Origin of the sequence: Aeromonas sp. ZOR0001, from assembly GCF_000801015.1 — a bacterium.
Lineage (GTDB): Bacteria > Pseudomonadota > Gammaproteobacteria > Enterobacterales > Aeromonadaceae > Aeromonas > Aeromonas veronii.
In genome coordinates this window covers 10636-34004 of record NZ_JRJY01000130.1, presented here as the reverse complement: position 1 = coordinate 34004, position 23369 = coordinate 10636, and the positions used below count along the sequence as shown (strand labels likewise).

Annotated in this window: 21 protein-coding genes and 2 pseudogenes; 20 read left to right on the top strand and 3 right to left on the bottom strand. The window is 58.2% G+C overall.

Translation table 11 applies throughout. The features are described from left to right. The coding region (locus L972_RS16695; RefSeq protein ID WP_047439676.1) for a hypothetical protein at positions 1 to 899 on the bottom strand (899 nt) is incomplete at its 3' end. A 305-nt stretch (positions 900 to 1204) separates the two neighbouring features. Between L972_RS16695 and L972_RS16690 the strand changes: the two genes are divergently transcribed. From L972_RS16690 to L972_RS16670, 5 genes are all read left to right on the top strand, one after another. Next, positions 1205 to 2443 carry a uracil-xanthine permease family protein gene (locus L972_RS16690; protein ID WP_005334784.1) on the top strand — a complete coding sequence of 413 codons (1239 nt, stop codon included), beginning with the start codon at positions 1205 to 1207 and terminating at the stop codon, positions 2441 to 2443. Positions 2444 to 2994: 551 nt separating this feature from the next. Next, positions 2995 to 3726 (top strand): substrate-binding periplasmic protein, encoded by a 732-nt coding sequence (locus tag L972_RS16685; protein WP_047439680.1) that lies wholly within the window; start codon positions 2995 to 2997, stop codon positions 3724 to 3726. Positions 3727 to 3790: 64 nt separating this feature from the next. Next, positions 3791 to 5317, top strand: a complete 1527-nt coding sequence (locus L972_RS16680; protein WP_047439674.1) for a methyl-accepting chemotaxis protein — start codon at positions 3791 to 3793, stop codon at positions 5315 to 5317. A gap of 376 nt (positions 5318 to 5693) precedes the next feature. Further along, positions 5694 to 6485: a winged helix-turn-helix domain-containing protein gene (locus tag L972_RS16675; RefSeq protein ID WP_047439672.1), complete on the top strand. Its 792-nt coding sequence runs from the start codon at positions 5694 to 5696 to the stop codon at positions 6483 to 6485. 10 nt (positions 6486 to 6495) lie between these two features. Beyond that, positions 6496 to 7014, top strand: coding sequence for a hypothetical protein (locus L972_RS16670; RefSeq protein WP_019445799.1), 519 nt, complete (start codon positions 6496 to 6498; stop codon positions 7012 to 7014). Here L972_RS16670 and L972_RS16665 read toward each other — a convergent pair. Further along, positions 7004 to 7423 (bottom strand): GNAT family N-acetyltransferase, encoded by a 420-nt coding sequence (locus tag L972_RS16665; RefSeq protein ID WP_047439678.1) that lies wholly within the window; start codon positions 7421 to 7423, stop codon positions 7004 to 7006. The two genes, L972_RS16670 and L972_RS16665, sit on opposite strands and share 11 nt — an antisense overlap. 160 nt (positions 7424 to 7583) lie before the next feature. On the opposite strand from L972_RS16665, the gene L972_RS16660 reads away from it, so the two are divergent. After that, positions 7584 to 8084, top strand: a complete 501-nt coding sequence (locus L972_RS16660) for an SRPBCC family protein (RefSeq protein WP_005334766.1) — start codon at positions 7584 to 7586, stop codon at positions 8082 to 8084. 205 nt (positions 8085 to 8289) lie between these two features. Here the strand turns inward: L972_RS16660 and glk are convergent. After that, positions 8290 to 9267 (bottom strand): annotated as a pseudogene (gene glk / locus L972_RS16655) (glucokinase); the annotation flags it as partial. Positions 9268 to 9608: 341 nt separating this feature from the next. On the opposite strand from glk, the gene L972_RS16650 reads away from it, so the two are divergent. The 14 genes and pseudogenes from L972_RS16650 to L972_RS16585 all read left to right on the top strand — a co-directional run. Further along, positions 9609 to 10463 (top strand): MurR/RpiR family transcriptional regulator, encoded by an 855-nt coding sequence (locus tag L972_RS16650; RefSeq protein WP_005334759.1) that lies wholly within the window; start codon positions 9609 to 9611, stop codon positions 10461 to 10463. A 163-nt stretch (positions 10464 to 10626) separates the two neighbouring features. Further along, a complete protein-coding gene (pyk, locus tag L972_RS16645) occupies positions 10627 to 12066 on the top strand; it encodes a pyruvate kinase (protein WP_005362071.1) in 1440 nt (479 codons plus the stop codon). Positions 12067 to 12279: 213 nt separating this feature from the next. Beyond that, positions 12280 to 13056: a beta cell expansion factor BefA gene (gene befA / locus L972_RS16640; RefSeq protein WP_047439667.1), complete on the top strand. Its 777-nt coding sequence runs from the start codon at positions 12280 to 12282 to the stop codon at positions 13054 to 13056. 179 nt (positions 13057 to 13235) lie between these two features. Continuing rightward, positions 13236 to 13553 carry a flagellar hook-basal body complex protein FliE gene (fliE, locus tag L972_RS16635; protein WP_005362062.1) on the top strand — a complete coding sequence of 106 codons (318 nt, stop codon included), beginning with the start codon at positions 13236 to 13238 and terminating at the stop codon, positions 13551 to 13553. Between the two features lie 62 nt (positions 13554 to 13615). Then, positions 13616 to 15325, top strand: coding sequence for a flagellar basal-body MS-ring/collar protein FliF (gene fliF, locus L972_RS16630; RefSeq protein ID WP_047439665.1), 1710 nt, complete (start codon positions 13616 to 13618; stop codon positions 15323 to 15325). Then, positions 15318 to 16379: a flagellar motor switch protein FliG gene (fliG, locus tag L972_RS16625; RefSeq protein ID WP_005334749.1), complete on the top strand. Its 1062-nt coding sequence runs from the start codon at positions 15318 to 15320 to the stop codon at positions 16377 to 16379. Before fliF ends, fliG begins: the two co-directional genes overlap by 8 nt. 68 nt (positions 16380 to 16447) lie before the next feature. Continuing rightward, positions 16448 to 17272 (top strand): flagellar assembly protein FliH, encoded by an 825-nt coding sequence (fliH, locus tag L972_RS16620; RefSeq protein ID WP_047439663.1) that lies wholly within the window; start codon positions 16448 to 16450, stop codon positions 17270 to 17272. A 52-nt stretch (positions 17273 to 17324) separates the two neighbouring features. Continuing rightward, positions 17325 to 18656, top strand: a complete 1332-nt coding sequence (fliI, locus tag L972_RS16615) for a flagellar protein export ATPase FliI (RefSeq protein ID WP_005334747.1) — start codon at positions 17325 to 17327, stop codon at positions 18654 to 18656. Between the two features lie 27 nt (positions 18657 to 18683). Then, positions 18684 to 19124, top strand: a complete 441-nt coding sequence (gene fliJ / locus L972_RS16610; protein WP_005334746.1) for a flagellar export protein FliJ — start codon at positions 18684 to 18686, stop codon at positions 19122 to 19124. A gap of 67 nt (positions 19125 to 19191) precedes the next feature. Further along, complete coding sequence (locus L972_RS16605; RefSeq protein WP_047439661.1) at positions 19192 to 21120, top strand: flagellar hook-length control protein FliK; 1929 nt, start codon at positions 19192 to 19194, stop codon at positions 21118 to 21120. A gap of 57 nt (positions 21121 to 21177) precedes the next feature. Beyond that, positions 21178 to 21693, top strand: a complete 516-nt coding sequence (gene fliL, locus L972_RS16600; protein ID WP_042054463.1) for a flagellar basal body-associated protein FliL — start codon at positions 21178 to 21180, stop codon at positions 21691 to 21693. A 7-nt stretch (positions 21694 to 21700) separates the two neighbouring features. Continuing rightward, positions 21701 to 22771 (top strand): flagellar motor switch protein FliM, encoded by a 1071-nt coding sequence (gene fliM / locus L972_RS16595; RefSeq protein WP_005334736.1) that lies wholly within the window; start codon positions 21701 to 21703, stop codon positions 22769 to 22771. A 49-nt stretch (positions 22772 to 22820) separates the two neighbouring features. Further along, positions 22821 to 23213 (top strand): flagellar motor switch protein FliN, encoded by a 393-nt coding sequence (gene fliN / locus L972_RS16590; protein WP_005298791.1) that lies wholly within the window; start codon positions 22821 to 22823, stop codon positions 23211 to 23213. Further along, positions 23210 to 23369 (top strand): annotated as a pseudogene (locus L972_RS16585) (flagellar biosynthetic protein FliO); the annotation flags it as partial. The gene fliN and the pseudogene L972_RS16585, both read left to right, overlap by 4 nt.

The window sequence follows — 23369 nt, the reverse complement described above, 5'->3', positions numbered from 1 at the left end:
CCATCACCTCTGAGCTTGTTGCCGTTGGCATCGACGGCATCCACGCCGTTGTCATCAACGCCATTGCCAAACCCGCGGCCACCCCCATGGCGTTCTCCCCCTGCATGTTTTTCTCCACCAGCATGCCGTTCACCTCCACCATGCTGCTCTCCGCCGGCATGCTCGCCTTGGCCGCCACTGTCATCGCTGCCCCCATCGCTGTTGCTGCCACCGCCGCTGTTGCTGCCACCGCCGCTGTTGCTGCCTCCGTTACTGTTGCTGCCTCCACCGCTGTCGCCACCACCGCCATCTTTGTTGTGAACGATCAGCTCATTGGCGATGTAGCTGTGGCTGCCATCGAGCAGCAGATTGAAGAGTGCGGTAGTGGGAGATGCCTCGATCCAGCAGAGTGACTCAACCAGCAGTAATTCCGGCTGGGGTTGCAGGGCCAGATTGCCCGTCACCATAACAGGTGCCGGGCGACACATTATCTGCATGCCGGTAAATAGCGGCAGCATCGCCAGTTGCGGGTTTTCGGTTCGGGTCATGGCCGGTGAGATGGCCGCCCAGCCCCGCGTGGTCAGCAGAGGGTGCTCTGCGGTAAAGAACGGGGGCAGATCATTGATCCCGTAGAGTCTGCGCTTGCCTAGTATGACCCGTTCGATCGCCAGGATCCGGTTACTGCCGCCGTGCTGATCCAGCACCCGTTCACCGACCCGCAGCGTCTCTATAGGGCGGGTGGAGCCATCGGCCATCGTGATGCGAGTGCCGGCGATAAAGCAGGACTTGGCATAGGCCTGATTCATTTGCCACTCATTGTGGGCGAAATCATAACTGAACGGGTTTGCAAACAGGGCGAGTGCGATGGCCGAGCCAATAAGCAATCTGCGCTGGCTGGCCTTGAATGGGGGCTGTGACATGGGGACTCCTTGTCCATCTTGATTCACAGGATCCATTATAGAGCGCCCCCTGGCGGTGGTATTTTTGACCATGAACACAATAAACATGATGGAAAAACGATTGGCGTTCGTCACAATAATGCGTAAAATCGCATACTCGATGCTTGTAGCAACGAATCCCGCCTAAAAAGCCAGTTTCATGCCCTTCCCAAGCAGTAAAAGGTAACAGGTGACGCATTTGTGTTCATTTTGTGCCTTGAAAAAGTCTTGTGATGACTGAAAAGTGATAAATATCCCCATCAGTTATCAAAAAATTAAGGACATCCATGTTTTCCTTAGTCAAGCAAAGTGTCGCCGGGCTGCAAATCCTGTTTGTCGCCTTCGGTGCCATGGTTCTGGTGCCTCTGCTCACCGGATTGAACCCCTCCATGGCCCTGCTTGGCGCCGGTGTGGGCACCCTGTTGTTCCAGCTCTGCACCCGCCGCCAGGTCCCGATTTTCCTCGGTTCCAGCTTTGCCTTCATTGCTCCCATCATCTACGCCACCCAGACCTGGGGATTGCCATCCACCATGTTTGGCCTGTTTGCCGCCGGTTTCATGTATTTCATTCTGGCTGCGCTGATCCGGGCAAAAGGGATGGGTTTTGTGCACAAATTGCTGCCCCCGGTGGTGATTGGCCCGGTGATCATGGTGATCGGTCTTTCTGTGGCGCAGGTTGCCTGCAACATGGCGATGGGCCGTGCCGGTAGTGAGCAGGTGGTACCTGCGGGGACTGCGCTGACGCTGGCCGGTATCTCGCTGGCTGTCACCCTGATTGCAGCTGTGTTCTGCAAGGGGTGGATCAAGCTGATCCCCATCCTGTGTGGCGTGATTGCCGGTTATGTCTCGGCGGTCTTCATGGGCCAGGTGAGTTTCGATGGCATGGTGAACGCCCCCTGGTTGGCGCTGCCCCACTTCGAAACCCCGGAGATCAACTGGGCTGCTGCGTTGTTCATGTTGCCGGTAGCCATCGCCCCCTGTATCGAGCATATCGGTGGCGTGTTGGCAATTGGTGGCGTGACTGGCAAGGATTACACCAAGGATCCGGGTTTGCACCGTACGCTGGCCGGTGACGGCATCGGCGTCTGCTTCGCCGGTTTCATCGGTGGCCCACCCGTGACCACCTACGCCGAAGTGACCGGTGCCGTGATGATCACTCGCAACTTCAATCCGGTCACCATGACCTGGGCTGCGGTGTTTGCCATCATTCTGGCCTTCTTCGGCAAGTTCAATGCGTTGCTCACCTCCATCCCCATGCCGGTGATGGGCGGTATCATGCTGCTGCTGTTCGGATCCATCGCTGCCATCGGTCTCAAGACGCTGGTGGAATCCAAGGTGGATCTGGGGCTGTCACGCAATATCGCCATCGTCGCCGTGACTCTGACCGTCGGTGTCGGTGCGCTGGAGATGAAGATTGGCGACTTCGCGCTGGCCGGCGTTGGCCTGGCATCTGTTGCCGCCATCCTGCTCAACCTGATCTTGCCTGCGCACTCCGAAGAGGGTGTGATGGACGCGGCCAAGGATTGAGTTCCACCAGACGTTCATTGTTGATTTGGAGAAGGCCACCTCGCGGTGGCCTTCTCATTTTCGGGTATCTAGCGCCACTTTTTGGCTCGACGGAGCTCATCTGGAATCTAATTTGGAAGCAGATGAGGGGGTTAGCATTCTCATTTGACGTATCTCTTTTCGTGACCTTAGCTAAAGGACAGGTTTGGCTCTGAGGTCTCCTCGAGCAGTATGGGAAAATGGATGTTGGCGTTTTCTATCATTTCTCTCCCAGACCCCTGTCGTAAAACGATGCGCTTTTTCTTTGCCACGGCGCTGTTGTATGGCAGAGGCTTATCCGCCCCACTCCACACTCCCCTTATGCTGCCCTGGCATGTTTCCTCCTCGATTTGTTGTGAGCCTCCCTCGCCGGTTGCGTTTCGTTGCGCACAGGCAAAATCCGGATCTGTTTGCTGCTGCACATGGGTGGGCGGCGAGCCGTGAAAGCCGGCATGACCCCAGCGGGTTAGACGTGCACCGCCATCGGTAACGGCGGATGTTCAGGGATGAATGGCAAGCAAAGCGAGGTTGCAATGAACTATCAACTGCTGTGGAAAAGTGCAATTTTTTCAGTCTCTTCCATGATGGCGATAAGCGCTGTTCAGGCTGCGCCACTGAACGTGATGACCGAGGATTACCCGCCATTCAACATGCAGGGGGAGGGGGGCAAGATTGTCGGGCTGTCGACCGAGGTGGTCGAAGAACTGTTCAAGCGTGCTGGAGTCGAATACAAGCTGACCCTGATGCCCTGGAAACGGGCGTACGAAGATACCCTCGGTACACCCAATACCGCCCTCTACTCCACGACCCGCACTCCGGAGCGGGAAGCACTGTTCAAGTGGGTAGGGCCGCTGGTCAATAACAACTGGGTGTTTTTCTCCAGCTCGACCGCCAATATCACGGTCAAGTCGCTGGAAGATGCCAAGCAGTATTCGGTGGGTGGCTATAACGGCGATGCGGCCGCCGAGTATCTCAAAGCCCAGGGATTTGCCAAGTTGCAGCTGGCGGCCAACGACACCGCCAACGTGAAGAAACTGGAGGCAGGTCGCATCGATCTTTGGGCTACCGGCCAGTATCTGGCCCCCTATCTGGCCAGCAAGGAGAAGGTGGCCTCACCCAAGCCGGTCTTCGTGTTCAAGGAAACCCAGATGAGCTTGGCGTTTAACAAGGATACGCCCGATGATCTCATCACCAAGCTCAACGAGATCCTCGCTGCCATGAAGGCGGATGGCACCATCGACAAGATCAATGCCAAGTACCAGTAACAGTACCAATAGCAAGTGCCGCGCAATGGCACTGCGCCGGCTGCCGTAAAACCGGGAGGAAACCATGGATTGGAAAAGTCTGACGTTCAGGATTGCCGTGTTGACCTCCCTGTCGGTGAGTCTGCTACTGGTGTTGTTTGGCGCTTACAACTACCACGCCGTCAGGGCGGAGAGCTACAGCAAACAGAGTGCGCTGGTCGAACAGGCCATCGGCCGGCTGCAGCTCTCCCTGCCCGGCCCGCTGTGGAATTATGAATCGGCCTTCATCGAGGCATCACTCAAGTCCGAGCTGGCGGCCGATATCCTGAGTGCTTTGCTGGTGGTCAACAAGGACAAGCTGGTGGCCGGGTTTGCCCGTGATTCGGCGGGGGACATTGCCCCCGTGACAGCCATGCCTGCCGATGTGTCTGCCTACGGGGGGTATGATCTGGTCTATGACGACAGCGGCCAGAAAAACACAGTGGCCCGATTGCTGGTGCAAACCAGTGATGCTGCCATTCAGGCCCAACTGCGCCAGCAGTTGATCACCACCGTCTGGCAGATCCTGGTGCTCGATCTCTGCATCATCGCGTTGCTGATGGTGCTGATTCATCGCAATGTGCTCAGGCCGCTCCATCAGATGAATCAGGCGGTGTTTGATCTGGCCAAAGGAGAGGGGGATCTGACCCGGCGTCTGAAGATCAGCCGCCAGGATGAGATGGGCGCGCTGGCCACCAACATCAATCACTTTATTGCCAAGTTGCAGGAGATGGTGGCGGAGATCAACGAGCTCTCTGCCGGTGTGTTGCAAACCGCCGAACTCTGCGACTCCCTCTCGGCAGATACCCGGGTAGGCAGTGACGCCCAGCAATCCGAGCTGGATCAGGTCGCTACCGCCATCACCGAGATGAGTCAGGCTGTGCAGGAAGTGGCTGGTAACGCGGTGAAAACCTCTGGCGCTACCGATGAGGCCAACATCTATGTGGAGCAGGGTTACAATCTGGCGGGCCATGCCAATGAGGCCATCCATCAACTGGTGGGGGAGGTGGAGCGGGTCGCCACCCTGATGCGCACCCTTTCGACCGAGAGCAGCAGCATTGGCACCATCATCGAGGTGATCAACGGCATTGCCGAGCAGACCAATTTGCTTGCCCTCAACGCGGCCATCGAGGCGGCGCGGGCGGGTGATCAGGGGCGCGGTTTTGCGGTGGTGGCGGATGAGGTGCGCACCTTGTCGGGCCGTACTCGCCAGTCGACGGAGGAGATCAGCGCCAGTATCAAGCGGTTGCAGCAAGCGACCCAGAATGTCGGGGCCGGAATGCAACAGAGTCAGGAGAAGGCATCCCGCGCCGGCATCGAGGCGGCAGATGTGCAGACATCGGTGGAGAAGATTAAAAATCAGGTCAGCCTGATCCGCGAGATGAACATGTATATCGCCCAGGCATCGGAAGAACAGCACTCGGTGGCAGAGGCGGTCAGCCACAGTGTCAACCGGATTGCGACGCTCAACAGCGAGAGTGCGGCCAGAGTGGCACAGGTTGCCGAAGCCAGCAGTGATCTGCGGCAGCTGTCGGCCCAACTCGACACCCTGCTCAAGCAGTTTCGGGTCTAGTCAGTTCACTTCGCCCCGTTGGATCATCCTGCGGGGCAGGCCGGTTCCCATTATTTTGAGGCGCGGCGAGATGTTGTGAGGGGCAAGGGGCCTTGTCCTGCAGCGCTTTTCGTCATGCCCATGTCACTGTTCAGCTGAGATTGGCGTGACCGCGATACGCGAAACTCGCAGCATCATGCTCTGCCCGATACGCAGTCCGACAGCGCTGGACGCATATTTTCATTTTCCCCGCTCATGCCTGCCTGCATCTATTGTGCCGCTGATCTCGACCCTTTAGAATTTCGTTTAATTACAGCGAGTCCTGAGCCGCCATCTGGCTTTATCAGGTGTGGAATCCCATCTTCTTCATGATGAATGCAAATAACAGGTGGTTGGTATGACGGGGGTTGCGCCAAGCAATAACATATCAGCCTATCACTTCGGTGATTATGTCTTTGATGTCAAAAGGCGAGAGCTGATCTTCTGTGCCGACAAGGACAACTTGCAAAGCGCCCGGGTGGTGCGTTTGTCATCGGCAGAGTGCCTCATTTTCAGCTATCTGCTCGATCACCATGACGAGGTGTGCGACAAGGATCTGTTGCTCGAAATCGGCTGGTTGGGTCGCCCCATCAGCCCCAACTCCCTGAACGTGGCCATCGCCAATATTCGTCGCCACTTCGCTTCATCTCCCCAGACGCTGGATATCAGAAGTACCCCGAAAAAAGGGTACTCCCTGCATCTTAACTGCAAGATGAAGAGCTATTACGGCAAGGCACTGCCAACAGAGAGTGAGCCCTTGCCCGAGCCGATGAGCGAGCCCACGCCTGCAGCGGCTGCGCAGCCACCGTCGACATCACCAAGCTCCGACCACGAGGTCATCAAAGAGCCTGCTGCTCCCCGTTCTTTTGGTGAGCGCGCCAAACTTGCCTTTCTCAGCGGTATCGGGCGGCCAATGCTGGCAAGGGGCCTGATGTACGTCAATCTGCTACTGGCTGTGCTGGTGGCGTTTGTCGCCAGCTATCTCCATTTCGAGTGGCTCCATGTGCACTGCACCGACTCGCCGACCGGCGTTGTTTGCCAGATGGAGGCACGGAGCGATGTGCCACCAGTCAAACCGGCATCGCTGGTGCTGGTCTCCGGCCACCAGGTTCGCGTGCTCTCCTATCAAGAGCTCGAAAAAACGCTGTAAGGGATCTCTGATGAAACGAACGCTGAAAAATACCTTGCTGCTGTTGCCACTGCTTGTCGTGCTGCTGTTTGTGGTCGGGATGTTGATCAACAGTCTGGGCTGCCATTACGACCTGAAAATGTCAGCCAATGGAGTTAACTATCACGGGGTGTGCCGCTGGGGCAAAATCACCGTGATCGAAGAGGAGGAGGCGACCAGAGAGAAGTGGCGGGTGACCGGTTTTCAACTGACCTTCTTCAACCAGCTTGTCTACCTCATCGACAGTCGTACCCAACTGCACGAATCGGGTAACGATGACTCCTATCTCAATGAGTACAACCTGATCCAGTCGCAATATGCGCTGGTCAACTATGCCTGGGTGCCGCTGACCGAAAACAAGGTGGCAATTTTCCAGCGCGATCCGGTGCATGAGGTCGTGATTGCCCAGCGAGATGGCTGGTTCGATCTCTACCGCTGGTTCTTCCCCCCGGCACCGCTGGTGCCTGTTCAGCCGCAAAGCGCAGGTGCCGGGCGTCCCGCTAGCTTCTAAGCAACTTGCACCAGGGGCCGGTGATATCGCAGTGGCCTGTCTCATCACTGTTTTGCCAGCCCAGCCGATGGTAGAAGGCTACTGCCGCCGTGTTGCGGGTCGCAACTTTGAGCGAGCCGTGCGGCGAATCAGCGAGGCCCTGCTCCAGCAGGGCGCGTCCTATCCCCTGACCGTGCCAGTCGCTTGACACATAGAGGTGATGGACGAAGTGATCGGGCTGCCAGATGGCGATAAAGCCGCAGATATTGCCCCCCTGTTCGGCTACCCACACCTGTTCACCTTTGGTCTGCGCCTCGAAATCCTCGAGTTGGAAACGGGCGGGATCGACCCAGTGAAAGGTGTGGCGGCGGCTCTTTAAAAACAGCCGGGCCAGTTGGGGAATGTCGTGTTCTTCCATGAGCCGGATCATGATGTCCTCCCGGATCAAGCCAATGTTCATTGAGGCCGCTGCACTGAGGCAGGTTAATTGATGCAAATGACAAGGGTGTGATTAAGCACTGTCCATTGTATTTGCCATGGGGCTATACTGCCGGAGTCCCTTGTATGGATGGCTTGAGGATCGCTGATTTATGGACAATAAACTGATTGAAGGCAACATTTTTGTTCCGGCGCACATAGACGATGTCTGGCACGCCTGGACTACCGAAAGCGGTCTGCGCAGTTTTCTGGCTCCCGAATGTTTGATGGTGGCCGAACCGAATGGTCCTTTCGAGATCTACTTCAGGCCTGATGCCCCGCTGGGTGAACGTGGCAGTGAAGGGTGCCGGGTCATGGCCGTCATGCCCTATGACTTGCTCAGTTTCAGCTGGAATTTCCCGCCCAGCCTGCCCCATATCCGCCAGCAAAAGACCCAGGTTTGCCTGCGCTTTGTGCCGGAAGGGCAGGGCACTCGCCTCTACTTCCTCCAGAGCGGTTGGGCCAATGATCCGGATTGGGATCAGGGTTATGCCTATTTTCGGGAAGAGTGGCTGGAGACCAGCCTGCCACGGTTGCAGTACCGTTTTACCCACGGTCCCATCGACTGGAACAATCCGCCAGACAAGGCGCAGTTGAAGGCGCTGGCCCAGTAATCCCGGATATCAGACGTAAAAAAAACCGGCCAAAAGGCCGGTTGAAACAGTTCAGGCTTGTCAGGTGACAAACGTATCCAGCGGATGAGAGTCGCTTTCCACTCCTTGTGAAGCACAACACTCTTGGTTACGTGCGGCTACTTTATGCCATTCACACTGAATCGAGGCTGAACCATGGATGATCCCGCCTCGTTCCCCTTTTCAATCAGATAGTGATCCCCATCGACTGGCGCAAGTAAGCGCCCGCACCGAGCAGCCCCGGCCCTTCATGGGTGATCAGAAACACCGGGATCTCCTTGAGGTAGGACTTGAAGCGTCCCTTGTCTTCAAAGGCGACCCGGAAACCGGAACCGGTAAAGAACTCCTGGAAGCGCGGCACTATGCCACCTGCGATATAGACGCCGCCAAAGGTACCCATATTGAGGGCCAGATTGCCGGCAAAGCGGCCCATCAGCACGCAGAACAGGCTCAATGTGCGACGGCAATCGAGGCACTCCCCGGCCAGTGCGCGCTCGGTAATGTCTTTGGGGGCAAACGGTTCGGGCTCACGGCCATCGGATTTCACCAGCCCGCGATAGAGATTGACCAGACCCGGGCCGGAGAGGAAACGCTCTGCCGAGACATGGCCCAATTCGCCTCGCATTACTTGCAGCACCGCATCTTCCTCTTGGGTGTTGGCAGCAAAATCCACATGACCACCTTCACCCGGCAGGCTCAGCCACTGCTCACCCGCCTTGACCAGATGGGCGACCCCAAGGCCGGTACCCGCACCATAGATGGCGATGGGCTTGCCCGCTACCGGCGCGGCGCCGCCAAGCTGTATGCGATCCGATTCAGCCAATACCGGCACCGCCATCGAGACCGCAGTAAAGTCGTTGATCACTTGCAGGCGCGCCAGCCCGAGATTGCTCTGCATCTCGCTGATGGAGAACTCCCAGCTGTGGTTGGTCATGGCAACCCAGTCACCGTTGATGGGGCAGGCGATGGCGATGCAGGCTTCAGCCACCTGAACCTTGTGTTCCTCCAGATAGAGGCGTACCACGGCTTCAAGGCTGGGATGGGCCAGACCTGAGTAGGTCTTTGCCTGAGAGATAGTACCGGTGGCCAGCTCACACAGGGCCAGACGCGCATTGGTGCCGCCGACATCGCCGACCAGCGCATGGGTATGCTGCATAACAACTCCTTCGTTACTGGATGGGGACGACTCTGGTGTCCCGAGATTATTGTTGGATTATGACGGCCCATTCTATCCGAGCTCAGGCTTGCTCACCCGCCGGATCGATACAAACGTGCGCCTGCTCACAGTGTTGTTGCTTTGCAACATTTGTAAGCGCTTTCATGGCAAGGTGACGTTTTGTAACGAAAAGTACGAAATAATTAGAGATGAGTCATACTTTGTATGGCAGGCGTTAGTTGCGATAACCGCTTGTCTTGTATAGTCCTTAGCTTGAATGGAAACTTGCTTAGCCGTAGATTGAGTGCAAAGACACTGAAGCTAAATTACAAAAACGCCTGGTGGTGATGATGAATACCCTTGATAAAATTACGAACAACTTGGAAAGTTTCAGTAAATCAGAACGCAAGGTTGCCGAGGTGATCCTGGCGTCTCCCCAGACCGCCATCCACTCCAGCATCGCCGCTCTGGCCAAGATGGCCGATGTCAGTGAACCGACCGTCAACCGCTTTTGCCGCCGTCTCGATACCAAGGGCTTTCCTGATTTCAAACTCCATCTGGCCCAGAGCCTGGCCAATGGCACCCCTTACGTAAATCGTCATGTAGAAGCGGAAGATGGGCCGGATACCTATACCGCCAAGATCTTCGAGTCCACCATGGCCTGTCTGGATGCCGCCAAAAACAGCCTGGATATCTCTGCCATCAACCGCTGCGTCGATATCCTGACCCAGTCCAAGAAGATCAGCTTCTTCGGCCTTGGCGCCTCCTCCGCCGTTGCCCGCGATGCCCAGAACAAATTCTTTCGCTTCAACATTCCGGTAGTGAGCTTTGACGATATCGTCATGATGCGCATGAGCTGCATCAACAGCAGCGAAGGGGATGTGGTGGTACTTATTTCCCACACCGGCCGTACCAAGGCGTTGGTCGAAATCGCCGCGCTGGCCCGCGAGAACGACGCCACCGTGATCGGCATGACCGCCAAGGACTCCCCTCTGGCCCGCGAGTGCAATCTGGTGCTCTCCATGGATGTGCCGGAAGATACCGATGTCTATATGCCGATGGCATCCCGCATCGCCCAGCTGGCGCTGGTGGATGTGCTGGCGACCGGTTTTACCCTGCGCCGGGGGATGAAATTTCGCGAAAATCTGAAGAAAGTAAAAGAGGGATTGCGCGAATCCCGCTTCGAAACCCCGCACTCTTCCTGAACCGTCGGGGGCTCCGGCCCCCGACTGTCTATGCCACCCGCCTTGGTGTAGTATTGTAATTTAATAACAAAAACCACCCAGATGGTTTGTAAGCGGGTGCATCGAGCCATGGGCTTGATGGGGCAGAATCTCAAGTCATATCAACTTCATATTGGAGTCTTTCATGCCTAGACGTACAAAGATTGTAACCACACTCGGTCCGGCTACCGACCGCGAAGGGATCCTCGAAGGGATCATCCGCGCCGGGGCTGACATGGTGCGGATGAACTTCTCTCACGGCACTGCTGAAGACCATATCCTGCGCGCCAATCAGGTGCGTGACATTGCTGCCAAGCTCGGTCGTCACGTTGCCATCATGGGTGATCTGCAAGGCCCGAAAATCCGTGTTTCCACTTTCAAGGATGGCAAAATCTATCTGGCCATCGGTGACAAGTTCATTCTCGACGCGGCACTCGGCAAGGGTGAAGGTTGCCAGGAGCAGGTTGGCATCGATTACAAGAGCCTGCCAGACGATGTGGTACAGGGCGACATCCTGCTGCTGGACGATGGCCGTGTGCAGCTGAAGGTCGAGCAGGTTGAAGGCACCCGCATTCACACCACGGTGACCGTGGCCGGGCCGCTCTCCAACAACAAGGGCATCAACAAGAAAGGGGGTGGTCTCTCCGCTCCGGCCCTGACCGAGAAAGACAAGGAAGACATCAAGACCGCTGCCCGCATGAATGTGGACTATCTGGCTGTCTCCTTCCCGCGCTGTGGCGATGACCTGCGTTACGCCCGCGAGCTGGCCCGCGAAGCCGGTTCCAATGCCAAGATCGTGGCTAAAGTTGAGCGTGCCGAAACCGTCGCCACCGATGAGGCGATGGAAGACATCATCCTCGGTTCCGATGCTGTGATGGTCGCCCGTGGCGATCTGGGTGTCGAGATCGGTGACCCCGAGCTGGTTGGTGTACAGAAGAAGTTGATCCGCCACTCCCGTCGTTTGAACCGTGTGGTGATCACCGCTACCCAGATGATGGAGTCGATGATCAACGCGCCGCTGCCGACTCGTGCAGAGGTCATGGACGTGGCCAACGCCGTGCTGGATGGTACCGATGCGGTGATGCTCTCTGCCGAGACTGCCGCCGGTCAGTTCCCCATCGAGACCGTGACCTCCATGGCGAGCGTCTGTGTCGGTGCCGAGAAGCACCCGAGCCTGAACGTCTCCAACCACCGCATGAGCTACACCTTCACTTCCGTTGAAGAAGCTGTAGCCATGTCCACCATGTATGCGGCCAACCACCTGGAAGGGGTGAAGGCGATCGTGGCACTGACCGAGTCCGGCACCACGCCGCTGCTGATGTCCCGTATCAGCTCCGGTCTGCCGATCTTCGCCATGTCTCCCCACAACAAGACCCTGGCCTGGACCAATCTCTACCGTGGCGTCACTCCGGTGATGTTTGATGGTGACGAGACCAAACCGGTCTACGAAGTTTGCCGCGACGCGCTGGCCGTGCTCAAGGAGAAGGGGCTGTTGCAAAGCGGAGACATGGTGCTGCTGACTCACGGTGACAAGATGGAAACCGTGGGTAGTACCAACACCTGCAAGGTGATGATGGTCGAATAAGCCCGTCCGGTTTTACTGTGCTTAACAAGGCTGCTCCTCTTTGATGAGCAGCCTTTTTGTTAACCGCTATCGGGCTGTTGCGGGATAAACAGGACTCAATGATTGCTTAACCGGATTCCCCTTCCGATAATGCGGGAGTGATTTTCAGCGGGTAGCCTGTTGTAGGTGATCGTCCCAGGTAACCCAGACACTCGACAATACGGGAGTGAAAAAATGAACAAGCGTAACTGGTTGCTGGCCTTGTCACTGAGTCTGGCCTTCTCACCCTGTTATGCCGACTGGGCCAAGCTCAAGGCCGCAGCGTCCGATCTGGGAGCGGCAGTGAGCGAGACCAGCAAGGAGGTGTGGCAGGATGTCAGCGATTTTTCCAAAAAGAGCTGGGCCTCCATCTCGGCTTGGGGAGAGGATGCCTTCAATACCGCCGGGGTCTGGACCGACAAGAGCATCGCGACAGGCAAGGAGTGGCTGAAGGCAGCCGACAAGGAGCTCAACGAGATGCTCAACCCCAAGACGGCGAAAGAGGCGAGGATCGCGCTCAATACCATGGCCGACACTGCGCTGATCCGGTTGTTCAACGAGCAGCCATCAGCCAAGTTGTTGTTTGACAAGGCTTATGGCTATGCAGTGTTCGATTCGCGCAAGTTCTCCCTGATGCTGCATACCAATCAGGGGGCCGGGGTGGCAGTCAATCGCAAAACCGGCAAGCACACCTATATGAAGATGTTTGGCGCAGGTCTGGCGGCCGGGATTGGCGGCAAGTTCTATCAGCAGGTGGTCCTGTTTGAAGACAAGGCCAGATTCGATGCCTTCGTGACCCAGGGGTGGGAGGCCACCTCCGAAGTGGGCGTGGTGGCCGGCAAGGAGAGCGCCGAGCTTACCGCCAAATACAATGGCGGCATGGCCATCTACCAGATTGGTGAGAAGGGCCTGCTGCTCGATGCCAATATCTCCGGCTCCAAGTACTGGATTGACAAGGACTTGACTCAATAAGGTGACCCGCCTCTGCCGGTTACGTACCAAGGTTCCACTACCGGCAGTAGAGCTCGTTTTTTACACATTTTATCCTGCTGATGACCCCGTAATACCCCTTGCCTAGCATGATGTTTATCTGATTGGCACTCTAATTGCTTGTTGCATGCCAGCGTCAATGATTTGTCTGGGGATGGAAAATGGAAATTAGTGCAAGCAGCCTGATGCAAGAGATGCAGGCGCTCAAGATCGAAGCAGGCGCAACGCCGCTGGCACAACCCGGTCGTCAGGTAACCTCCGACTTTGGTCAGCTGCTGCAACAGGCGCTTGGCAACGTCAACGAGCTGCAAGGGGCCGCCAATGATCTGCGTACCCGTTTCGATATGGGTGACAAGTCGGTGGATCTGGCCGAGGTGATGATCGCGGGCCAAAAATCCTCCATCGCCTTTGAAGCCACGGTACAGGTGCGCAACAAGATGGTCGATGCCTACAAAACCATCATGAACATGCCGGTATAAGTGACGCCAATAAACCATGACGACTGAACATCATGAACATGTCAGCAATAAGGACATAAATCGTGGCTACTGACCAAAACGGCGATCTGCTGATAAACGATGAGGGCACCGCCGCCCTCGATGAAAATGAGCAGAAGAGTTCGGCGCTGGGCTTCCTGTCCAACACCGATGTGCTGCGGCAAATCACCCTGATCCTGGGGCTTGCCATCTGTCTGGCCATTGCGGTGTTTATCCTGCTGTGGGGCAAGGAGCCGGACATGCGTCCCCTCGGCACCTACACCACCCAGGAGCTGGTGAAGACTCTCGACTTCCTCGATCAGCAGAAGATCCCCTATGAGGTGGATGGCAAGAGCGTGCTGGTCAACGCCGAAAACTACCCCACTATCCAGCTGGCCCTGACCCGTGCCGGTCTTGCCAATGCCACCGATAGCAACATCGGTGGTGAGGATATCCTGCTCAAAGATTCCAGTTTCGGCGTCAGCCAGCGGATGGAGAGCGAACGTCTGAAGCTGAGCCGCGAGCGCCAGCTGGCGAGCGCCATCGAGCAGTTCCAGAATGTGGCCAAGGCCCAGGTGCTGCTGGCTATCCCGAAAGACAACGTGTTTGCCCGCAACGAACGCAAACCCAGTGCCACCGTGGTACTCAACCTGAAAGGGGCGGCGCTGGGGCAGGGGGAGGTGGACTCCATCGTCGATATGGTCGCTTCCGCCGTGCATGGCCTTGAGCCGACCCGTGTCACCGTCACCGACCAGAATGGCCGCCTGCTCAACTCCGGCTCGCAAGACCCGATCTCGGCCCAGACTCGCAAAGAGTTTGCCATGCAGCAGAAGCAGGAGCTGGAGTACAAACAAAAAATTGACGCCATCCTGATCCCGGTGCTGGGGGCCGACAACTATACGGCGGAAGTGGATCTCTCCCTCGACTTCTCCCAGCAGGAGCAGACCCGCAAGACTTACAACCCTGACTTGCCTGCTGTGCGCTCCGAGATGACCATGGAAGAGAACAGCGCCAGCGGCAGCAACGGTGGTGTGCCCGGCGCCCTCTCCAACCAGCCCCCTGCCGCCTCCAATATTCCCGAGGAGGCGACCGGTGGTGATGGTGCCAGCGCTGCTGCTTCGGGCCGTTCCCGCAAAGAGGCGACTCGCAACTTCGAACTGGATACCACCGTCAGCCATACCCGTCGCCAGATGGGTGGCATTCGCCGCATGACTGTTTCGGTTGCCGTGGATTACAAAGCGGTACCCGGTGCCGACGGGGCCGTGACTCGTGAGGCGCGCACCCAGGCAGAACTCGATACATTGCGCCGTTTGTTGAGCGGTGGCCTTGGCTTTGATGTGACCCGGGGTGATACCCTTGAGGTGGTCGCGATTCCGTTCAATCGCCCAGAGCTGGATACCGTGGCCGAGGTGCCGCTCTACGATCAGCCCTGGTTCTGGCGTGCGGTGCGGATTGCCGCCTCGGTACTGGTGATCATCGTCTTGATCGTCACCGTGGTTCGCCCCATGCTCAAGCGACTGCTCTACCCGGATGCGAAACCGGAAGGGGAAGTGGATTTCGACAACCACACCGTACTGGGTGGCGACGACGAGTTGAGTCTGCTGTCAGCACAAGTCGAGAACGATCAGGTATTTGGTGTACGCGATGGCCAGCTGAAACTGCCGGATCTGCACCGTGACGAAGACTTGCTCAAGGCGGTACGTGCGCTGGTGGCGAACGAGCCGGATCTGGCCGCTCAGGTCATTAAAGAATGGGTAACGAACAAAGATGCCTGAAGAAAAGAAGAGTCAAGTCACCGGCAATGACATCACCGACAGTCAGCGCCAGATCCTCGACCAGATGTCGGGGATGGAGATGGCTGCGGTGTTGATGCTCAGCCTCAATGAAGAGGATGCCGCCCAGATCTTCCGTCATCTCGAGCCCAAGCAGGTGCAGCGGCTCGGTATGTCGATGGCCTCCATGTCTGACTTCAGTCACGATCGGGTGGCGGCGGTGCACCGTCAATTCATCGACGATATCCAGAAGTACACCAACATCGGTATCGGCAGCGAAGACTTCGTGCGCAAGGCACTGGTGGCGGCTCTTGGCGAGGACAAGGCGAGCAACCTGGTGGACCAGATCATTCTCGGTTCTGGCGCCCGTGGCCTCGATTCGCTCAAGTGGATGGATGCCCGTCAGGTGGCCAGCATCATCCAGAACGAACACCCGCAGATCCAGACCATCGTGCTCTCCTATCTGGAGCCGGAGCAGTCCGCCGAGATCCTGAGCCAGTTCCCGGAGCAGGTGCGCCTCGATCTGGTGATGCGTATCGCCAACCTCGAAGAGGTACAACCGGCGGCACTGCAAGAGTTGAACGACATCATGGAGAAACAGTTTGCCGGTGCGGCCGGTGCCCAGGCAGCCAAGATGGGCGGCCTGAAGGCAGCCGCCAACATCATGAACTATCTGGATACCAATATCGAAGGCCAGCTGATGGACTCCATCCGCGAGTCGGACGAAGAGATGAGCCAGCAGATCCAGGATTTGATGTTCGTGTTCGAAAACCTCATCGATGTGGACGATCGCGGCATCCAGACCATGCTGCGGGAAGTGCCGGGGGATCTGCTGCAACGCGCCCTCAAGGGCTCCGACGATCAGATGCGCGAGAAGATCTTCAAGAACATGTCCAAACGGGCGGCCGAAATGCTGGCAGACGATCTGGAGGCCATGGGGCCGATCCGGGTCTCCGAAGTGGAAGCGGCCCAGAAAGAGATCCTCTCCATCGCCCGTCGTCTGGCGGATGCCGGCGAAATCATGCTGGGCGCCGGTGGCGGCGAGGAGTTCCTCTAAGCCATGGCCCATAAACCGAATTGCGATGCCAAACCCGCATCAGGCAGTGGTGAGGAGCCGCGCAAAGCATGAACAACAAACTGCGTGGTTATGTGCGTCCCGAGGGTGATGATGCCCGGGTTGAGACCTGGGGCTGGCCCGAGATGGAGGTCGAGGTAGAGGCGGGAGCGCCTACCAATGCTCTTGGCCTGGCCCCTGACTGGTATCAGCAGGAAGAGGAGGTGGTGGAGCCGGAGCCCGAACAGGAGCCGACCCCCAGCATAACCGCCGAAGAGCTTGAAGCGATCCGTCAGGCCGCCTGGGAAGAGGGGATGGCCGAGGGGCGCGAGTCCGGTTATGCCAAGGGGATGGAAGAGGGCAAGCTGGAAGGATTGCAACAGGGCCACTCTGCCGGTCTCGAACAGGGGCGCGAGGAGGGGCTGGCCATGGGCCGCGAGCTGGTGGAGCAGGAGATTGCCCACTGGCAGGGGCTCGCCGCCCGCCTTGCCAATCCGCTTAACGAGCTGGATCAGGCGGTGGAGCAGCAGTTGGTCTCGCTGGTGATGCAACTGGCCCGCGCGCTTATTCGTCACGAAGCGGAGACCTCCCCCCGCATTCTGCTGGAGGCGCTCAAAGAGGGGCTGGCCTTGCTGCCCGCCGCCGAACAGGGGGTAACTCTGATGCTGCATCCCGACGATATCGCGCGAATCGAACAGGCATTTGGTGCCGAAGAGTGCGCCAAGCGCCACTGGCGATTGCAAAGCGATCCCACCCTCTCCCCCGGCGATCTGCAACTGGCGACCGAGCTCTCCAGCATCGATTTGACCCTCTCCGGGCGCATCGATCAGTTGCTGCGCAACTTCTTGCGGGATAATGCGTCGCAGAAACCGGCTTCGCCGGACTCACGCCCATAACCGATGCCGGACGTTGCCGTCCGGCTGCACTTTTTAGCTCTCAGGAGGCCAGATGAGCGGCTCGCTACTGAACCGGTTGCAAGGGTACAAGGTACGCGACAGCGCCCCCAAACCGCCGGTCGCCGGCAAATTGACCCGGGTGGTGGGGCTGACCCTCGAAGCCATTGGCTGCCGCGCCGCCATCGGTGCTCTCTGCCGCATCGATACCCTTGATGGGACGCTGGAGGCTGAAGTGGTCGGTTTTTCTGGCGATCGCCTCTATCTGATGCCGAGCGAGCAGCTCAAGGGGGTGATCCCCGGTGCCCGGGTGGTGCCCATCACCGAAGAGCACGGCATTCCGGTTGGGATGAACCTGCTTGGTCGGGTCATCGACGGCATTGGTCAGCCACTCGATGGGCTCGGCCCCATTCTCTCCTCCCAGACCGTGCAGTTTGCCCAGCACCGCATCAACCCGCTCTCTCGCCGCCCGATCCATCAGCCGATGGACGTGGGGGTACGCGCCATCAACGCCGTGCTGACGGTGGGTCAGGGCCAGCGGATGGGGCTGTTTGCCGGTTCCGGTGTCGGTAAATCGGTGCTGCTGGGCATGATGACTCGCGGCTCGGTGGCGGATGTGGTGGTGGTCGGCCTCATCGGTGAACGGGGCCGGGAAGTGAAAGAGTTTATCGAAGACATTCTGGGAGAGGAGGGGAGAGCCCGCTCCGTGGTGGTGGCGGCTCCCGCCGACGCCTCGCCACTGATGCGGCTCAAGGGGTGTGAAACGGCGCTGGCCATCGCCGAGTATTTTCGCGATCAGGGGCTTAATGTGCTGCTCTTGATGGATTCGCTGACCCGTTATGCCCAGGCCCAGCGTGAAATCGCGCTGGCAGTGGGCGAGCCGCCAGCGACCAAGGGTTATCCACCGTCGGTATTTGCCAAATTACCGGCGCTGGTGGAGCGGGCGGGTAACGGCAGTGACGGCCAGGGCTCCATCACCGCCTTCTTCACCGTCTTGACCGAGGGGGATGACCTGCAAGATCCCATTGCCGATGCGGCGCGGGCGATCCTCGATGGCCACATAGTGTTGTCGCGCGAGCTGGCCGATGCGGGCCACTATCCGGCCATCGACATCGAGAAGTCCATCAGCCGGGTTATGCCCATGGTCACCTCGCCGGAACATATGGATCTGGCGCGCACCCTCAAGCAGTTCTACTCCCTCTATCAGCAGAACCGGGATCTCATCACCATCGGCGCCTACAGTCAGGGTTCCGATCCGCGCATCGACCGCGCCATCATTCAAAAACCCTATCTGGATCAGTTCTTGCAGCAGGGGATGCGCGAGGTCATTCACTACGATGATGGCCTGCAAGCCTTGCAGATGGTGGCGATGCCATTGATGCGCTGATGATGGTCGGTAACAGAGAGGTCGACGATGAGTAAAGGGTTGGTATTGTTGGCCGATCGGCTGGTGGAGGCGGAGCAGCAGTGTGCGCTGGCGCTGGTGAAGGCGCAGCAGGATCTCAAGCTGTTCATGGATCAGCAAAATGCCCTCAATCAGTATCGCCAGATCTATCACCAGCAGTGGACCGATCGCGGCCTGCAGGGGATTTCGCCCCAGCAAAACACCCAGTATCACGCCTTTATCAACAAGCTCGAACAGGCAGCGACCCAGCAGTACGAAGGGGTGTTGCAGGTGCGTCAGGCGCTGGAACAGCGCCGTGAAGAGTGGCTGGCGGCCCAGCAGCGGCGCAAAGCGGTAGAGCTGTTACTGGAGAAGCAAGCGAGCCGCGAGCAGCAGAAAGCCCAGCGTCAGGAGCAGAAGATGCTGGATGAGTACGCCATGTTGCGACGTTTTCATCAATCTGGCCTGTAACTTGCTTTGATATGGACATTGTCGGCGGCCATCTCTTTGGGGGCCACCAGAATTCAGGGATCCCATCATGATGCAGACACTGTTGACACAAACGCCTTCGGCTCCGGCCAACGGGTTGGACAAAGCGCCTCTGAGCGGTTCCGTCGAGAGCAAAAGTATCGATGGGGGAACCGGCAGCGACAGCAAGGGGGATTTCGCCACCCTGATTGCCAAGGCCCGGAACAGCGAACAGGGCGCCGCCGAGGCCACTCAGGGCGGTAACCATGTCCGATCAGCCAAATCTTTGGCGACCGAGAGCGCCTCTCCCAAAGAGGAGACCGGCAAGGAGCAGGATCCTGACGCCGACAACAAGGTGGAGGAGGTCCCTGCCACCGACTTTCTGCTGCGCCTGCAAGACTCCCTCAAGCTCGATACCTCGCTAGTGACGCCCCAGCTGGCGGTGGCTGCCCAACAGAGCGCCACTGCGGTAGACGGCAATCCGTTGCCGCAAGAGGGTGAGCTGGAGGGGATTGCGCTTGATGAAAGCGAGCAGACTCCTGCCGCTGCCAGGATTGCCCAACAGCTTGCCGGTCAGACCGGGGCGCAGTCGCCGCTGGCGACGACCGCCAACTCGACTCCAGAAACCACCGTATCGTCTTCCGCGGCGCGAGTGGTGGCGAAGGGCGATGCGTCTGCTGCCGTTCTCTCCTCTGAAGGTGAAGATGCCGCCACTACTGCGGATGAGCAGACCGGGGAGAAAGCCTCTGCCAAGGGCGAAACCCTCGGAGCAGATGGCAAGCACACCAAGCCCCTCACGGGGGCAGAGCGGATGGCCCAGCTGGCCAAGGTGCTGCCGGTCGATGAGTCGGCAAGCACCGCCAAATCCGCTGAGTCACTCGCTGCAAAAGAGGCTGGCGACAGCAAATCCGATCTCGCCGCCAGCAATGCTTTGACTAACAAGGGGCAGGCGACGCAAGCTGCGACTCAGGGGGCTGCGCTCAAGGCCTTCAGCGAGGGACTCAAGCAGTCTGAGGCGGGCGCTGCAACTACTTCAGCAACTGCGGATGGAAGTGGGGTAGCTGGTAAGGGGGCAGAAAAGAGTGCTGCCGAGGGAAGCCTGCAGCCAGCCACCGCCGCCAATCAAGGTTCGGCGCCCGTGACGACGGCGCAGAGTGCCGCAGAAAGTGCCGCAGCCCAGAGCAGCGTAACGGCAACTGCGACGGCTCAGACCGATAGTGCTGCCGCCCCCGTGATGGTGGCGCCGCAGCAGGTGTTGGCACAGGCTGAATCTCAAGGGCCGCAAGCGCCGCTGTCGACCATTTCAGCCGGCATCAAGCAGATGGAAGTGACCGGCACCGACGAGGTGCGCAAAGCGGTTTCGCTTGAGGTAAAACCGAAGGCCGGTGAGGCGGAGAAGAGCCTGGTTGCGGCGACATCGAGCGGTGAGATCAGCCAGAACCAGACTGTTCAGCATGGCCAAAACAGCCAAACTCAGCCACAGGTAGCCGATAGCCGGGCGCCCGCCGCTGAGACAACGCTGCGCCGTGAGCCGCAGAATTTACCCCATTTGAAACTGGCCAGTCAGGAAGCGCCTGCCGAATTGCACCAGAAGGTCAATGTGATGCTGGCCGAAAAACTGCAACAGGCGGAAATTCAGCTCGACCCCCTCGGCCTTGGCAAGATGAAGATCCAGATCCAGATGGGAGCCGACAGCCAGGCCAACGTCCATTTTGTGGTACAACATGGACAGACCCGCGAGATGCTGGAGCAGGCGATGCCCCGGCTGCGTGACATGCTGGCAGGGCAGGGGATCCAGCTTGGTCAGACGCAGGTGCAGCAGCAGCCGCAACAACAGCAGCAACAGGGCCAGCCCACCTTTAACGGGCAGGGGCAGCAAGGTCAGAGTAGTGGTCAGCAGCGGTCCGGTAACGGGCTGGTTGAAGGGGAACTCACCACTTCCAACCCCAGTTTGCTGGTGGAATCGACAAACGGTTCCGGAATTGATTTCTATGCTTGATGCAATCCCGAGTAAGTTTATGATATCGAACAAGTTTGAGACTAGGGTGGACAAGGGATGGCTGACGATAACGAGTTGACGCTAAAAGACCCGGCTGCGGGCAAGAAAAAGAAGCTGATCATTATCATTGCCCTGGCGGTAATTTTGCTGGGCGGTGGTGGTGTTGGCGCCTTCCTGATGCTCTCCGGCTCCGATAAACCGCCCGCTGAAGCGGCGGAAGGTGCCGAGGCCGCACCCAAGGAGGAAGCGCCTAAACCTTCCCTCTATGTCGGTATGCCGCGCCCCTTTGTCTTCAACGTCGCAGGTGCCCAGCGAGATCGACTGGTGCAGATCAAGATCCAGCTGATGGTGCGCGGTACCGCCGACGAGACGCTGGCCAAACAGAATATCCCCCTGATTGAAGGCACCTTGCTGCGGGTATTCAGCGCAGCCAGTGCCGAACAGCTGATGACCTTTGAAGGCAAGGAGAAGCTGCGCAAGGATTCACTGGAAGAGTGCCGTCGGGTGCTCAAGGACCTGGTCTCTTCCCCCGTTATCGAACAAGTGCTGTTTACCGGCTTTGTAATGCAGTAGGTGAAGCGTGAGCGATCTGTTAAGTCAGGACGAAATTGATGCCCTCTTGCACGGTGTCGATGATGTCGAAGAGGAAGAGATAGGCGGCGCTGGAGACCCCGGCGTAGCCCAGTTTGACTTCTCCTCCCAGGACCGCATCGTCCGTGGTCGCATGCCGACGCTGGAGTTGGTGAATGAACGTTTCGCCCGCCATATGCGGATCAGCCTGTTCAACATGATGCGTCGTACCGCCGAGGTCTCTATCAACGGGGTGCAGATGCTCAAGTTTGGCGAGTATGTTCATACCCTGTTTGTGCCGACCAGTCTCAACATGGTGCGGTTCCGCCCACTCAAGGGGACGGCACTCATCACCATGGAGGCTCGACTGGTCTTCATCCTGGTGGAGAACTTCTTCGGTGGCGATGGCCGTTATCACGCCAAGATTGAAGGGCGCGAATTTACCCCGACCGAACGGCGCATTATCCAGATGCTGCTCAAACTGGTGTTTGAGGATTACAAGGATGCCTGGGCGCCGGTGATGGATGTGGGGTTCGAGTATCTCGACTCCGAAGTGAACCCGGCGATGGCCAACATCGTCAGCCCGACCGAGGTGATCGTGGTCAGCTCGTTCCACATCGAGCTCGATGGTGGCGGTGGCGACTTCCACGTGGCGATGCCTTATTCCATGCTGGAACCGATCCGCGAGCTGCTGGATGCCGGTGTGCAGAGTGACAAGGGGGATACCGACGTACGTTGGAGCAAGGCGCTGCGTGACGAGATCATGGACGTCAAGGTGGAGCTGCGGGCCAAGCTGCTGGAGACCGAACTCACCCTGCGTGAACTGATGGAGCTGCGACCCGGCGATATCATTCCGGTCGATATGCCGGAAAATCTGCTGGTTTTTGTGGAGGACTTGCCCACTTTCCACGCCAAGATGGGCCGCACCAAGGATAATGTGGCGCTCAAGATCACCGACAAGCTCAAACGTCCTGAAGGGGTCAAGACGGAGATGCATCTGGTGACCCGGGGCGGGGTACGAATTGATGGCGAGGCCGAGCTGGAAGAGCTCGAGCGCAGTATCGAAGATCAACAGCGATAATTGACGGTTTATTACGGTAAACGGTCACGAAGTAGCATAAGGAAACAAGATGAGCGGAACTGAGGAAGAGGATCTGATGGCTGATGCCTGGGCTGCGGCTCTGGAGGAGCAGGTGACGGCGGAAGCCAAGCCAGCCCCGCTGGAAGAGTTGAAAGATGATGCCCCCATCAGTGCCGAGGAGCGTCGCAAGCTCGACACCATTCTCGATATTCCGGTCACTATCGCCATGGAGGTGGGCCGCAGCCAGATCAGCATCCGCAACCTGTTGCAGCTGAACCAGGGCTCGGTGGTGGAGCTGGATCGTGTTGCAGGCGAGCCGCTGGATGTATTGGTCAACGGTACCCTGATCGCTCACGGCGAGGTGGTGGTGGTGAACGACAAGTTCGGTATCCGCCTGACTGACGTCATCAGCCAGATTGAACGGATCAAGAAGCTCAAATGATGCGCCTCCTGTTGTTATTGCTGCCTGTTCCGGCCTTTGCCGAGACAGCGGCATCTGCCAACGTGCCTAGTCTGAGCTCCTGGTTGCTCTCCAGTCTGATAGTGATCGGTCTCATTTTGGTGCTGGGCTTTCTGCTCAAGAAGAGCAAGCTGGCGA

Coding starts and splice junctions, on each gene's coding strand:
- fliE (WP_005362062.1), top strand. CDS start 13,236: ATGGAAATTAGTGCAAGCAGCCTGATGCAAGAGATGCAGGCGCTCAAG.
- fliL (WP_042054463.1), top strand. CDS start 21,178: ATGGCTGACGATAACGAGTTGACGCTAAAAGACCCGGCTGCGGGCAAG.
- L972_RS16670 (WP_019445799.1), top strand. CDS start 6,496: ATGAAACGAACGCTGAAAAATACCTTGCTGCTGTTGCCACTGCTTGTC.
- L972_RS16650 (WP_005334759.1), top strand. CDS start 9,609: ATGAATACCCTTGATAAAATTACGAACAACTTGGAAAGTTTCAGTAAA.
- pyk (WP_005362071.1), top strand. CDS start 10,627: ATGCCTAGACGTACAAAGATTGTAACCACACTCGGTCCGGCTACCGAC.
- L972_RS16665 (WP_047439678.1), bottom strand. CDS start 7,423: ATGATCCGGCTCATGGAAGAACACGACATTCCCCAACTGGCCCGGCTG.
- befA (WP_047439667.1), top strand. CDS start 12,280: ATGAACAAGCGTAACTGGTTGCTGGCCTTGTCACTGAGTCTGGCCTTC.
- fliI (WP_005334747.1), top strand. CDS start 17,325: ATGAGCGGCTCGCTACTGAACCGGTTGCAAGGGTACAAGGTACGCGAC.
- L972_RS16685 (WP_047439680.1), top strand. CDS start 2,995: ATGAACTATCAACTGCTGTGGAAAAGTGCAATTTTTTCAGTCTCTTCC.
- L972_RS16680 (WP_047439674.1), top strand. CDS start 3,791: ATGGATTGGAAAAGTCTGACGTTCAGGATTGCCGTGTTGACCTCCCTG.
- fliJ (WP_005334746.1), top strand. CDS start 18,684: ATGAGTAAAGGGTTGGTATTGTTGGCCGATCGGCTGGTGGAGGCGGAG.
- L972_RS16675 (WP_047439672.1), top strand. CDS start 5,694: ATGACGGGGGTTGCGCCAAGCAATAACATATCAGCCTATCACTTCGGT.
- L972_RS16605 (WP_047439661.1), top strand. CDS start 19,192: ATGATGCAGACACTGTTGACACAAACGCCTTCGGCTCCGGCCAACGGG.
- fliN (WP_005298791.1), top strand. CDS start 22,821: ATGAGCGGAACTGAGGAAGAGGATCTGATGGCTGATGCCTGGGCTGCG.
- fliG (WP_005334749.1), top strand. CDS start 15,318: ATGCCTGAAGAAAAGAAGAGTCAAGTCACCGGCAATGACATCACCGAC.
- L972_RS16660 (WP_005334766.1), top strand. CDS start 7,584: ATGGACAATAAACTGATTGAAGGCAACATTTTTGTTCCGGCGCACATA.
- L972_RS16690 (WP_005334784.1), top strand. CDS start 1,205: ATGTTTTCCTTAGTCAAGCAAAGTGTCGCCGGGCTGCAAATCCTGTTT.
- fliH (WP_047439663.1), top strand. CDS start 16,448: ATGAACAACAAACTGCGTGGTTATGTGCGTCCCGAGGGTGATGATGCC.